Origin of the sequence: Methylotuvimicrobium sp. KM1 (assembly GCF_044788715.1) — a bacterium.
Classification (GTDB): Bacteria; Pseudomonadota; Gammaproteobacteria; order Methylococcales; family Methylomonadaceae; genus Methylotuvimicrobium.
The window spans coordinates 2,760,072-2,774,349 of sequence record NZ_CP173170.1 but is presented as its reverse complement, the minus strand read 5'-3'; the positions used below and the strand labels follow the sequence as shown (position 1 = coordinate 2,774,349).

The 14,278-nt window shown below is 48.4% G+C and carries 5 protein-coding genes; 2 read left to right on the top strand and 3 right to left on the bottom strand.

All coding sequences use genetic code 11. The features are described from left to right. Positions 1–379: 379 nt before the first annotated feature. Positions 380–907, bottom strand: coding sequence for a winged helix-turn-helix domain-containing protein (locus tag ACINK7_RS11820; protein ID WP_404355361.1), 528 nt, complete (start codon positions 905–907; stop codon positions 380–382). A 1,069-nt stretch (positions 908–1,976) separates the two neighbouring features. On the opposite strand from ACINK7_RS11820, the gene ACINK7_RS11815 reads away from it, so the two are divergent. Both ACINK7_RS11815 and ACINK7_RS11810 read left to right on the top strand, forming a co-directional pair. Beyond that, positions 1,977–6,260 (top strand): PhnD/SsuA/transferrin family substrate-binding protein, encoded by a 4,284-nt coding sequence (locus tag ACINK7_RS11815; RefSeq protein ID WP_404355360.1) that lies wholly within the window; start codon positions 1,977–1,979, stop codon positions 6,258–6,260. 306 nt (positions 6,261–6,566) lie between these two features. Further along, positions 6,567–8,753, top strand: a complete 2,187-nt coding sequence (locus tag ACINK7_RS11810; RefSeq protein WP_404355359.1) for an alpha-amylase family glycosyl hydrolase — start codon at positions 6,567–6,569, stop codon at positions 8,751–8,753. Between the two features lie 1,649 nt (positions 8,754–10,402). Here ACINK7_RS11810 and leuB read toward each other — a convergent pair. Further along, entirely contained in the window at positions 10,403–11,509 is a 1,107-nt protein-coding gene (gene leuB / locus ACINK7_RS11805) for a 3-isopropylmalate dehydrogenase (RefSeq protein ID WP_404355357.1), read from the bottom strand. A 131-nt stretch (positions 11,510–11,640) separates the two neighbouring features. Beyond that, entirely contained in the window at positions 11,641–13,182 is a 1,542-nt protein-coding gene (locus tag ACINK7_RS11800; protein WP_404355355.1) for an alpha-isopropylmalate synthase regulatory domain-containing protein, read from the bottom strand. Positions 13,183–14,278 lie beyond the last annotated feature (1,096 nt).

The window sequence follows — 14,278 nt, the reverse complement described above, 5'->3', positions numbered from 1 at the left end:
CTTCTACTCCCTTTATACTCAAAAAATGGTTAACTTTATGAAGGTATGGGGTTGTAGCTAGCGAGGATGTAGGCGGTAGGGGGCATGCCGTCTAGCCCCCATGGATGGGTTTACCCAGCACCTAAATTAGCCCAGATAGTTAATCATAGCCAATGGGCTATGGAATTTAGATGCCGGGTTTACAGCGGTCCTTGATAGACACACCCCAGACCTTTTATTTGTTTGACTTTTTTCAATCAAATGGGAGTAATTTGTGAGTGCGTTTCATTTATGGCTGCAACAATATGTAGCTAGTTTAGCTTATTTAAAGAACGTAATTTGCAGATTGCTTGAATCCACATTAGATAGGTAGATTAGTTTACACGGTTCATTCCCTTCATTATTTTAGTGCGATGGTTTCAACTCGATTGACGGTGTCGAGTTTGATTTTATCTTCCTGGGCTAACCAACCGATGCTGCGATGGATAATTTTTTCTTCTTCAGGAAGTTCTTTGATTAATCTTGCAACGGAAGTTTCGCCATTTTTGTCCAAGTATTGCCAAATGTTACCTGCAGTTAAACCGACGCGTTCACGTATGCTTATTTCCGGCGTTTTGGCAACCGGAGCTGGAGGAGGGCTGCTTGTTTTTTTAGTGGCAGCTCGGGCGGTGCTGGTTTTTTTTGGCGTTACTTTAGCGGTTTCAGTTGTGACCGGTTGTTCGATTTTTGCTTTAGGTTCTTCGGTGGCGGCTTTAACTTGTTTAGAGGACGGGCGGGTAGGACTTGTTTTCTTCGGTGTTTCTTTAACCGCTTCGGGTGTTACGGTCTTCTCAGTCTCGGATTTGGTTTTTTCAGTGGTGGTGTTAGATTTTTTCATAATGATATAAACAATAAAAAGTAAAAAAATTAGAATCGACCATTCAAGCATATAAGCATTCCTTTCTATTGATCGATTTTACTCGAACTTCAAAAAATAAGTAAAAACGAATAAGAGATATAAACTCTTAGCGAATCAAATTTTGGTATAAGTCAAAAATTATCAATTAACTCAGCTTTAACAAATGTAGTGCTATCAAAATAAATTTTTACATATTATTCAGTATCATACAATTGCGAAATGTTAATTTTGGGTTAGGGTTATCGATAGAGATTTACGGTTCAATTAACGTATTTAATAGATCGTATCTATAAATTATGGAAATTAGACGCCTAGAAAAATCGGAATCTTGCGGGAATTAAAATTCGCCTAATACTCTTTCTTCTTCATGTAAAAATACCAAAATTTGAAATGCGAACACTCAAAATAATCACAAAGAATTGAAAAAATAAAAAGTCTCTCAAAAAAGCGTTCTCTTCTGACCATTTATAAACCGAAACCGAAAAAAGTCAAATCGGATAAGGAGAGAGCATGAAATAAGTTCCGCACCCGACACTGCGATTTTGCTCGTATTTTAGCGAAATTATGCCGCTGTTTGTGCAACGATGAAGACGGAGAAAAAGAACTGTCGGTTGCGAAAACTAAAAAATATCATCCTAAGTATTTGGAAGTGAGCAAACCTTTTCACTTTCTTATATACCCATCGTCGTAGATCAAAATTCGGCGCCGGGTGCCCGTCAAAGAATGCCGTGAACCCAGCACCTGAATTATCCAAGAAAGTTAACCATGGCCATTGGGCTATGGAATTTAGGCGCTGGGTGAATACGTCCATGTAGACTTGTCGGCGGCTTTCCCTTCCGCCGACACCTGTCAATCGAGCAACCGAACTCTCCGTAAAATAGGGAAGTTATTTACGACCAAATCCTTAACTTAATGGTAGTACTGCCTAAGAGTATAAATCATCATGAAGAATCACCGATTATTTTTACTGTTTAACCGAACCGTTATTTAAGGTTTATCTGCTATGATGCTCAAGGAAATTAAGCCGTTCCGGTGGTGGTGACTTCGTATTTCATTCTTAAAATCCCAAGAATAATCTTCCTCTATTAAATTGTTCGATATGCTTCTGCTGCGCTTAATTATCTTGTCTTTATCGTCAATATTACTCTTGACACCGTCTTCTGTTGCTGCGGACGATACGGTACGTATCGGCGTATTGGCGAATCGGGGCAAGGACCGCGCTTTGGTCGAATGGTTGCCGACGGCCGAGTATTTGGCGAGTGAAATATCCAGTCGAAACTTTTCCATCGTTCCGCTAGATTTTAACGAAATCGATAAAGCTGTCGCTTCGGGTGAAGTTGATTTTTTTCTCGTGAACTCGGGAATCTATGTCGATTTCGAGGCGCGTTATGGCGCGGGGCGTATCGCTACAATGCGCAAGCGTAATGGCGGACGCGGCAATACTTTTTTTAGCGGCGTGATATTCACGCGCGCGGATCGGGAAGACATAAATCAAATTGCCGACTTGAAAGGCAAGCGTTTCGCTGCGGTGAGCGAATCGTCATTAGGCGGATATCTGGCAGCTTGGCGTGAAATGCAGGCTCAGGGCGTGACGCCGGAGAAGCATACTCGGTTGAGTTTTCTTAATACCCATGATGCGACCGTCCGTGCGGTTTTAGATGGATCGGCCGATGCCGGGACCGCGCGTAGCGATACTTTGGAGCAAATGCATAAAGAAGGTGCGATCGACCTGAAAGAACTGAAAGTCATCAACCCTATACAGCATGAAAATTTCAGCTATTTAAGCAGTACTCGCCTTTACCCTGAATGGCCATTTGCTAAACTCGCCGATACCTCCGAGTCTTTGAGTCTCGAAGTTGCCTCGGCGTTAATGTTGATGTCAATCGATAGTTCCGCAGCTCAAGCAGCGGGAATTGCCGGTTGGACCGTTGCTTATAATTACCGACCCGTGCACGATTTATTGCGCGAGTTACGTCTGAGTCCGTATGAAGAGATTGGCCGGATCGGTTTTGATGATTTTTTGCGTCATTATTGGCATTGGTTGTTATTGTCGATACTGACGCCGCTGGTATTAAGTCTCTTTGTTGTTTATTTCATACGTCTGAATAGCCGTCTGCGCAAAACGGAAAGCGAATTGATCGATGCGCGCGATCATCTAGCGGTTAGAGTTAGGGAAAGAACTGCCGAATTGGAAGAGAGCCGGCGACAATTGGAACTCATTAGCCAAGACTGGAACGATGCTTTCGATGCGATTGGCGATCCTATCTTCATTCACGATGCCGCGATGCGCATCGTTAGAGCCAACCCCGCTTATTGCGATCGTGCGGGAATGACGCTGAAACAAGTCATCGGACGCATTTATTTCGAATTATTTCCGAAACTGAATGAACCGATGCCTGCATGCCGTAATTTTCCGGAAGCCAGTTTTGCTAAAGCAAACGAATTGCAACTACCTAATGGCGATATATTCGTTTCGCGCTCTTTCGGGATTATACATGCGGACAGAAGCAGCAAGAGTGCGATTCATATTTTGGAAGACGTAACCGAGTTGCGCAAGACAGAGGCGCGTCGAAGAATATTAAACCGAGCCCTAGAGCAGGCCGGCGAAGGGATTATGATTTTGGATTGCGAGCGCCGGGTGATTTTTTGCAACCCGAGTTTGAGGGCTCTTCTAGGCTGCGATTCGCACGAACCTGAGTGCAACAAACGCTTGTTTAATAAGGGAGATTGTTTATTGGTCACGGCGTATTTCATGTCGCAGTTGCAATCGCTATTCGATAAAGCCGAGCGAGACGGCGAAGGTTTTTCGGCCGAAATGGAATTGAATGTGCCGAATGGTCTTGGGTTACCGGTTTTTATCACGGTTGCGGGGATTTTAAACGAAAACGACGAGCAAGACGGTTTTGTCTTGACCGTTCTGGATCTTAGCGAAGTCAAGCAGGCCGAACAGGCGCTGACCTATCGCATCGGCTTGGAAGCCTTGATTGCCGGAATCGCTTCGAATTTGAGTAACGCTAGACCGGAACAAATTAATCAAACCGTTTTGAAAACCCTCGCACAATTAGGCCGGTTTTTAGATGTCGACCGAGCATATATCTTCGATTACGATGATGCCGAGGATGCTTTCGGACATACTCACGAATGGTGCGAGGAAGGCGTCGAGCCACAAATCGATTCGTTGTGCAAATTTAAGGTGGAATCCTTTCCGTGGTTGTTCGGAGAGCTTATGAACGGGAGGACCGTAAAAATAGAAGATGTTAATCGCTTGCCTTCCTGTGCTATACCCGAGCGCGAGGAGTTTGTACACGAAAATATATTTTCGCTGCTTTTGGCGCCATTTAATTACGGTGGCGTTTTCTCGGGTTTTATCGGCGTCGATTCCGTCAGGCGTTTTCGTCGCTGGAACGAAGAAGAAGAGCGTCTACTGCAAACGGCTGGAGAGATGATTATCAACACCCTCCGGCGCATCGACACGATGAATCACTTACGGGTTAGTGAAACGAATTTGGCTGCGGCTCAACAAATCGCCCATCTGGGTAGCTGGGAATGGAATATAGTCACCGACGAGTTGTCGTGGTCCGACGAAGTGTACCGCATGTTCGGGTTTAAGCCTCAACAATTCGTAGCGACCTATCGGCGGTTTCTAGAGTTGATATCGCTGGAGGATCGCGGCTTTGTGGCCGATGCCGTACAAAATGCCTTCTCTCGAGGCGATGAGTATGAGCTTGATCACCGTATTCGCCGTGCCGACGGTGTCGAGCGAGTGCTTCACGAAATTGGAGAAGTGATTGTCAACGATGCGGGAGAACCGGTCCGCATGATAGGCACGGTACAGGATGTTACCGAGTTGCGTCAGGCCGAGCATGAAATGCGTAGGCTCAACCGTGCATTACGCACGCTGAGCCTTTGTAACACCACGCTCGTTCATGCGCAACAAGAACAAACCTTGATGAACGATATATGCCGCATCTTGATCGACAGCGGCGGTTACCGTTTTGCATGGGTCGGCTATGCGGAGCACGACGATCGAAAAACGATTCGTCCGATGGCTTTTGCCGGAGGCGATTTCGACTTCATTACCTCGGCCGAGCTGTCTTGGGCCGATGATGCAGGCGGACGCAATCCAGCCGCCTACGCTATTCGCAACAAGGAAACGTTTATTCTGAAAGATATCGTCAATAATTCTCATGATTTTGCCCCGTCCTGGCGCGAAGGTGCGTTAGGATATGGCTATGCATCGGTGATCGCATTGCCGTTGATTTCGGATGGCGAAACCTTGGGAGCGATCACGCTCGATTCGGCGGAGCCGGATGCCTTCGATCAAGCCGAGTTGAGATTGCTTGAAGAAATGGCCGGCGACTTGGCGTTCGGTATACGGGCATTGCGTATTCGACAAGAGCGCGAGCATGCCGAGTCGGTTTTGAAAATCGCAGAGAATCGATACGAGGAATTATACGAAAACGCGCCTAATGCTTATGTATCGGTTGCACCCCAAAACGGAGTTTTGCTGCAATTCAATCAGTCGTTATGCGAGATGTTGGGGTATGACAGGGCTTTTTTGGAAACGAAAACGATTTTCGATCTTTTTGGGGGAACGCAAATCGGGAAATTATTTGCCGGCGAGCAAAGCGTTTGCGATATTGAGCTCAATATGCACCGCGCCGATGGGGACGAGCTCTGGGTTAGCCTTAGCATCGATCCTATTAAAGACGAAGCAGGCTGTGTTGCCGAATACCGGGCCAGTCTCATCGATATTTCAGTGCGCAAACAGGCAGAGGAAGAACAACAGCGTTTTGCCGAAAAATTGCAAGGCTCGTTGATACAAACCATTCGCGCGATTGCCATGACGATTGAAAAGCGCGATCCGTATACCGCCGGACACCAAGAGCGGGTTGCCGAGTTGGCGGTGCAAATCGGCCGGCGTATGGGCTTCGATGCTTATCGTTTAGAAGGGTTGCGGTTAGGTGCGACGATACACGATATCGGCAAGATCGCCGTCCCGATCGAAATACTCAATCGGCCCGGAAAATTAGAACCGATGTTGTTTACTATCATTAAAAGCCATCCGTCGATCGGTTATGAAATTGTCAAAGGCATCGAATTTCCATGGCCGATAGCCGAGATGGTTGTTCAACATCATGAGCGCTTGGACGGCACTGGTTATCCTCATGGGCTAAAAGGCGACGAAATTTTGATGGAATCGCGCATTCTCGCTGTTTCCGATGTGGTTGAAGCGATGGCCTCGCATCGACCCTATCGGGCGGCTTTGGGAGTGCAAGCGGCTTTGAGCGAGATCGAGCGAGGCAAGGGTACCATCTATGATGCGAGCGTCGTGGGATTTTGTCGTGAGGTCTTTGAAAGCGGCGGAACGCCATGGGAATGAATCCGATACCGGTGAATGTCAACGAAGTCTTCGGTTTTTTTCAATGAAGACGGCTCGAAGGCAGGAGATGAAAGAGCTATTTTTCACCTTTGTGATTTTTTGCAGGAGCAAAAACTGTTACCCCCCCTCCATGTTCGCTCCACGCTCTTGCGGATTTTCAAATTGAAAATTGTTGGATCAATCATCCGGTACTTGACAGTCTAGTATTCAATTGCCATTATCCCCGGCGCAGAGTGCTAGTTTACGGTATCATGGCTAGCATACTGCCTTGATACCCTTCTTATTCACCGTTCGTTTCAAAGTCACATGCCCGAACTCGTTATACGCTTTCTTAAACCGGCCAATTGGGCGGATACCGTTCATGTTCATTACTGGAATACTTACCCTGACGATCATAGTACGATTTGGCCAGGCCAGCCTATGGCGGCGGATGACGATGGTTGGTTCGTCTACCGCTTCAACGGCGTTAAGTCTGCTAGCCTGGTCTTCAATGACGGCAACGGCTCACAGACTGAGGATTTACATTGCGCCCGTAGTGGCTATTACGCAAACGGGCGTTGGATTGAAGATCCTGGTCGATTGACACATCGTTTGGCTGGCCCGAATTTGAATTTCGAAGGACAAAGCTCAAGCCAAACTTTTTTGTCGGATAGCGTCATTCATGCGCCGATTGATCCGAACGGACCATTGGGCGATTTTCGCGAGGAAACAATCTATTTTTTATTGACCGCCCGCTTCTATGAAGGCGACCCGAGCATCAGTTTTTTTTGCCGCGACCGCATCAAGTTCAATCCTGAAACCGGAGAACCGGAAGACCCGCATTGGCGCGGCGATTTCAAAGGTTTGATCAAACGTCTCGACTACATCCGCGATCTCGGCTTCACCGCGATCTGGATCACGCCGCCGGTCGAAAACCGTAGCGGTTTGGATTATCACGGTTACCACGCCTACGATTGGACTCGTATCGATCCCCGGCTCGAATCGCCCGATGCAACCTATCAGGATTTGATCGACGAAGCTCATAAACGTGGCATCAAGATCATTCAGGATGTCGTCGTCAATCATTCCTGCCAATACGGTATTCGCGGAAAGGTGCACATCGATCATCTGCCGATCAAATATTATGTACCGCAAGGTTCGGAGCAAGGCCGGGTCGATCATGGCCCGTATCAAGGCCACCTTGGCAATTACACTTGGTCGAACCGTGACGACATCGACAACCCGTTGGCTCCTGACTGGTATCGTGAAAGGCATCATAGCGATCCGGAAGGCATGCTGCCATTGCAAGACCCCAAGACCGGCGAAACAATTCCGAAACCCGGTTACGATCCCGGTCGTTTTTTCGGTATCGACGCGCAAACTCTCGACCCTGAATGGTACATGCAGCACGGCTTTATCTGTGGCGGCGATTGGGAAAGCGAGGCCGTCCAAAAGAAACACATCGCCGGCGATTGCATCAACCTCGCGACCGACCTTCAAAACGTAAAGGATTATCTGATCGGCGCGGTCAACTGTTATCTCGACATGGGCGTCGACGCGCTACGCATCGACACCGTCAAGCATGTGCCGCGCGACAATCTATTGGAATACGTCAATGCCTGGAAGGCGCACAAGCCGGGGCTGTTCGTGTTCGGCGAAAATTTGGTCAAGGGCTACGGTTGGGGCGATCTCGGCGGCGGCGACAACGGGCCTTCGTTTATTCGTCCGTGGTGGTACACGCGCCTTGGTCACGATCCGCGTAATCCGCATTCCGGCGGTGATTCCGGTTTTCCTCAACTCGATTTCGGATTGTTCTCGACCTTTCGCGATAATCTGAGTCGGGGCAGCTTCGAAGGTGTGGCTAGGGTGCTGGAAATGGATTGGATCTACGGTAATGCTTCGACGCTGGTAACCTTTCTACAGAATCACGATGTCGGGCCTGACAACGACTTCCGTTTCCGCTTTAAAGGCGAGCAGTGGATGGCCGCGGCCGCTTATAATTTGTTGTGGACGGTGCGCGGTATTCCTTGCTTGTACTACGGTGAGGAAATCGAGTTCATGAAAGGTGCACCGCAGGATGTTATCGGCAACGACGACACGCTCGATCAAACCGGCAGGGCTTATTTCGGCGATTATCTGACCGACGAGAACATTAGTAAGACCCAAGGTCATCCGCTATATCAACACATCAAGCGCTTGAATCAGATTCGGCGAGCGATACCTGCATTGCAAAAGGGCGAAATGAGCCAAATCCATGAGTGGGGAAGCGGCATGCGATTCGTTCGGGACTATCGTGACGGAACAAGCTATGCCGTTGTCGGATTAGCTATCGGAAGTGATCAGGACATAGCGGTTGAAAATATCCGTAACGGAGTTTATCGCGACGCAATCACCGGAAAGGAAATATCAGTCAGTAACGGCTGCCTTGGTTTTCATGTGCCAGCCAATTCGGCAGGTATCTTCGTGTTGAACGGGGCCGGGAAGATTGGTTCGGACGGGGTTTATCTTCGCTAAGTATGCACATCGCAGATCAAAATTCGGCACCGGGGTGTCCGTCAAAGGACACCGTAAATACATCCCTGTAGGCTCTATGCCAGCTCCATGCTGGCCCCTCACCTAACGCTAGGTGAGGGGCGACGAAGGTGTTGCTCCCACAGAGGGTGGTGTATACACTGTGGGAGCGATCCCCAGATCGCGATGTTGAGGCCGAGTATACCAAGTTACAATAAATAGTATCGAGGTCACAAATACTTAAATATGCTGTTACCCAAGCTCCAGCTTGGGTAATCTGTTCAGGAAGCTCTAGCTTCCCGACAATCAAGGAAGATTGAACGAGCAAGTCGGGGTTGATTGAGAACGCGCGGAGGTTGTGTCAGTCACAGGAAAGCTCTTGCCCGGAGCCCTTCGGCTGCGCTCAGGAGAGCCTTGTCGAAGGGGGAGCTTCCAAGGTGTCTTTCCCAAGCTGGAGCTCTCGCCGTTATACACAAGTATCGGTAAACTTGTTAAACAGAGGTCATCGTATTCCTGGAAACGGTGCTGTGTGATAAATCTGCGGATATTGAACATCAGTGGCTTCGAAATCGCGACGAAGGCGTCGCTCCCACAAGGGGTCGGATACTTTGTGGGAGCGATCCCCAGATCGCGATTTCGAAGCCTAATGTGTTAAGCGACAATCAATGGTATCGAGGCCTCATTAGCTAAGATTGCAAAACGGTAATTTTTGACTTATGCATAACGATGAGCGCTGGAGCTTGGGAAAGAGCGTAGAGGGGATCAAGCGCGCCAAGATTTTTCGCGAAAGCTGAAATGGGGTCCGTCCGATTTCAGCAGCGAAAAATGACTTGGCGATTATTGCCTTCGGCGGCCCCGATTCGCCCTGCGTCCGTGCCACTACGCCACATCATCGTCAACTCGATGCGGCTCCGTAGCACTCCCACAAATGGCTTTACGCCGTGTCGCGATGCCTTGTATTTTGCCTCCGCCTGCGCTATTCGCGCAGACTCCGGCAAAACACCCGGCGCTACGGCTATCGGGGACTAAAAATCTTCACTTCGCTAGCGCTCCGTTTCCAAGATTTTCAGCGTAGGTTGGTCGTTTTTAGCTTGATCCTAAGTTCGGCCGTCAACAATCCACGAAAGTAATCATACGGTTACATAAACCTCTTAAATCACTTTTTGGGTGAGCAACTTGTATACCTTTAGCACTTCAAATTTCGGTTTTTTAAAACCCTCACCCCACACCTCTCCCAATGCGGGCGAGGGGGGTATAATGCCGAAATTTCATGTGTGATGAGTGTAAATCATAACTACAAGCGCGCCAAGATTTTTCGCGAAAGCTGAAATGGGGTCCGTCCGATTTCAGCAGCGAAAAATGACTTGGCGATTATTGCCTTCGGCGGCCCCGATTCGCCCTGCGTCCGTGCCACTACGCCACATCATCGTCAACTCGATGCGGCTCCGTAGCACTCCCACAAATGGCTTTACGCCGTGTCGCGATGCCTTGTATTTTGCCTCCGCCTGCGCTATTCGCGCAGACTCCGGCAAAACACCCGGCGCTACGGCTATCGGGGACTAAAAATCTTCACTTCGCTAGCGCTCCGTTTCCAAGATTTTCAGCGTTTGAATATTTTCGTGTGTTTCGTGGACAAAAGGCTTTTTATAGGATTAAGCTTTGGGCATATTCCGTAATTTTTCCACGACTTTGTCGCCAAACTGTTCGGTACTGATCATCTTTACGCCACTACCGGGTTTCGACAGATCGGCGGTGGAGTAACCGTCGCCGAAAACGCCTTGCATCGCATCCCAAACATTTTTAGCTTCAGCCGTCATGTCGAAGCTATTTTCCAGCATCATTGCGACCGAACCGATCATAGAATAAGGATTCGCGATGTTTTTACCGGCGATATCCGGTGCTGAACCGTGCGATGGTTCGTAATAGGCTTTATCGGGTCCGATGCAGGCCGAAGGCATCAAGCCCAGCGAACCTAGGATGCCTCCGCCTTGGTCGCTGAGAATATCGCCGAACATGTTTTCCATGACCATGACATCGAACTGGGTTGGGTTCAGGCATAAAGCCGTTGCCGCGGCGTCGACCAGAAAATTGACAACCTTGACGTCCGGATATTCCTTGGCCACTTCTTCCATGACTTCGTTCCATAACACGCTGGATTTCAGTACGTTGCTTTTGTGAATATTGTGCAATAACTTCCGGCGTTTACTGGCCAATTTGAAGGCTTCGTGCATGATACGGCGAATTTGTTCCTCATCGTATTCCAGAGTTTCACGAACATAACGCAGGCCTTTGTCGTTGACGCCCATTTCTTTTTCGCCGAAATACAAACCGCCGACCAGTTCGCGTACGATGATCAGATCGATCCCTTCGCCGATGATTTCCGGCTTGAGCGGTGAAAAATGCGCCAGAGATTTCGGAAGAGAAACCGGGCGAAAGTTGGCGTAGGTATTGTAGCGACGGCGCATCGGCAGTAACGCACCGCGTTCGGGTTGTTTGTCGATCGGGATTTTTTTTGCTTCTTCATGGCTCAAGCCGATCGGGCCTTTCAGAATCGCATCGGCCTGGTCGCATATATCGATGGTCGCTTGCGGGAAGGCGTCGCCGGTTTCGAAATAGGCGCAAGCTCCGAACGAGGCGGGCATCAATTCGAAAGTAACATCGTTACGTTCTTCGATGACTTTGAGAACCTTGAGAGCTTCATGGGTGATTTCGGGGCCGATGCCGTCGCCGGCCAATACTGCGATTTTATAATGCTTCATTTTTTATGTTTTTAAGTGAATGGAATAGTTAAAACTTAATATACTTCGTGTCCACGCCTGATTGTGAATGGCACTTTTGCTGGTTGGTTGAGTTCGCGAAATCAGCCTCTGCTCAGCGTCAAAGCCGCGATTTAAGTGGTGCTCTTCATTTCATGCAACTGAATGTTGATCAGTTTAATCGTGGCCATGATTCCGGAAAATACTTGATTAACGTGGACGCCTCGAGTTTTGCGTAATTCATTGCCGCAATTCCAGGTTATTACACATTCGGTCAGTGCATTGGCATGGCCGCCCTTCGGTATGCGGACTTCATAGTCAGCCAGTTCGGGTAATCGGTAGTCGTATTTTTTAAGCACCTTACTGATGGCGTCGATGAAGGCATCAAAGCCGCCGCTACCGGCGCCGGTAGCTTGGTGGTTTTCGCCTTGGATTTCAACGCGAAGGCTGACCGTGGACTGGAGGTCCAAGCCGCTATTCAAGGAACAATTCAGCAATTTAATATGTTGATAGCTCTTGCTTTCGAGAACATCGGCGATGATGAACGGCAGATCATCGGTCGTGATGGTTTGTTTGGAGTCGCCTAGGCTAACGATGCGTGCAAGAACTTTCTTCTGGTCTTCTTCGGAAAGTTCGAGTTCGAGCCGTTCGAGATTTTTTTTCAGCGAAGCCTTGCCGCTCATTTTGCCTAAGGCATAACTATGGGTGCGGGAAAAGCGTTCGGGTCCCAGCCGGGTTTTGTATAGACCGCCTTTTTGGTCGCCGTCGGCATGGATGCCTGCGGTCTGTGTAAAGACATCGGCACCCACGATCGGGGCATTTGCGGCAACACGCTTGCCGGAAAAATTTTCCACCATGTTGCTGATGCGTACCAAATGACTTTCGTCGATCGACAAATGCATGTTCATTTTATCGCGGAGGACCACGGCGACTTCGGCTAACGAAGCGTTTCCGGCGCGTTCGCCCAAGCAATTGATGGTGCAATGTACGGCGCTGATGCCGGCCCTAACTGCGGCCATGACATTGGCTGTCGCCAAACCGTAATCGTTGTGCGGATGAAAATCGAACAATAACCCCGGATAGCGCCCGCACATATCGCTGAAGCTGTTGAAAACTTCGTCCGGGGACATAACGCCCAAGGTATCCGGCAGCATGAAGTGACTAACCGGGCTATTCCGTAAGCGGTCCACGAGCCCATAGACATAAGCGGGACTGTCTTTGTAGCCGTTCGACCAGTCTTCCAGATAAATGTTGATTTTTAGGCCTTGTTCGTGAGCATAGTCGATGGTTTTTAATACTTCAGCGCTGTGTTGTTCGAGCGTCTTGCCGAGTTGTTCGCGGCAGTGTTTTTCGCTGCCTTTGGCCAGCAAGTTGATGACCGATCCGCCCGTAGATCGAATCCAATCGACACTGCGAGTATGATCGACAAAACCCAATACTTCGACGCGGTCGGCGAAGCCTTCTTGCCGGGCCCATTGGTTGATTTGGCTGACGGCCTCTTTTTCACCTTCCGACACTCGAGCCGAAGCGACTTCGATTCGGTCGACGCGCAAAAACTGCAATAAGGCTTTGGCGATGCTCACTTTTTCCGTCGGCGTGAAGGCGACACCTTGCGTTTGCTCGCCGTCACGCAGGGTAGTGTCCATCAACTGAATGTGTCTTGACTCTATTGACATGATTTTCGCCTGTGGTTTCGATGCGAGTTAATGGGTGGAATGATGAAGGCCAAAGCCGGTGCCTTCGTTTATATTCTTCGACAGGCAGACATGCCATCAATAAAGTCGAACGAAAAGCACAAGCTACACGAAACCGCCTATTTTCCCCTAAAAGCACTTCATTTTGCAATTGTGAATCGACGTATGAAATGGAGTGCAACGGAATAATTATACCTATCGCACATCAAATTTCGGTTTTTTAAAACCCTCCCCCCAGCCCTCTCCTAGTGTAGGCGAGGGAGTATAATGCCGAAATTTGATGTGCTAACACTATAGAGTTCACGCTCTCTTTACTGTGAAAGTATGCGAACCGAAGCGGGTGCGGTTGCTCGATCGACAGGCGTCGGCGGCAGGGAGCCGGCGTCGAGCCTACATGGACGTATTCACGGCGACCTGTCGGGCGAGTCACCGCACCCAGCCGTCCTTCGGACTTTCATTTGCCGGGACGATGGCTAGGTCTTCATGAACGTTATTGTTTTTTTCAGATTTGCAGGATCCTGGTGCCTTTCTTTTTAATGTAAATTCATCGGTATAAACATGAAACACATGAAGTTCATGGGGTATTTCAATAGAGTACCTAAATATTCCCTCTAACCTCTTGGGTCAACGAAAGCTCTATACATAATGAATCAACTTCTTATTCTTCATAGTGACATGCTTTTTTTAGGTTTAAGCGTTGTTCACTCAGGTTACGAACTAGGTATTAGTAGCCTCAATACTATCAAGTTGGATCAATAAGCTTGACTGCGTTGTGTCGGGTTGCATATTTTAGCCGCTAGAGTACAAAATCTAGTCTACACTATATGGGAAATTATTAATTCATCAAGTAAATTATTTAAATAACAGAGAGTTGTTATTAAATCAAAATAATAAAAACTTACTTTTACTCCCTTTTGGTTGAAAAACCGTCTAAGAATAAAAGGTATGGGATGTGTCTATCGAGGACCGCCGTAAACCCATCCATGGGGGCTTGACGGCAGCAATCCCTGCTGCCGACATCCTCGCTAGCCACACCCCATACCTTCATAAAGTTAACTAATTTTTGAGTATAAAGGGA

Bases quoted from the DNA above. Each gene is read 5' to 3' on its own strand.
- leuB (WP_404355357.1), bottom strand. From the start codon at position 11,509: ATGAAGCATTATAAAATCGCAGTATTGGCCGGCGACGGCATCGGCCCC.
- ACINK7_RS11810 (WP_404355359.1), top strand. From the start codon at position 6,567: ATGCCCGAACTCGTTATACGCTTTCTTAAACCGGCCAATTGGGCGGAT.
- ACINK7_RS11800 (WP_404355355.1), bottom strand. From the start codon at position 13,182: ATGTCAATAGAGTCAAGACACATTCAGTTGATGGACACTACCCTGCGT.
- ACINK7_RS11815 (WP_404355360.1), top strand. From the start codon at position 1,977: ATGCTTCTGCTGCGCTTAATTATCTTGTCTTTATCGTCAATATTACTC.
- ACINK7_RS11820 (WP_404355361.1), bottom strand. From the start codon at position 907: ATGCTTGAATGGTCGATTCTAATTTTTTTACTTTTTATTGTTTATATC.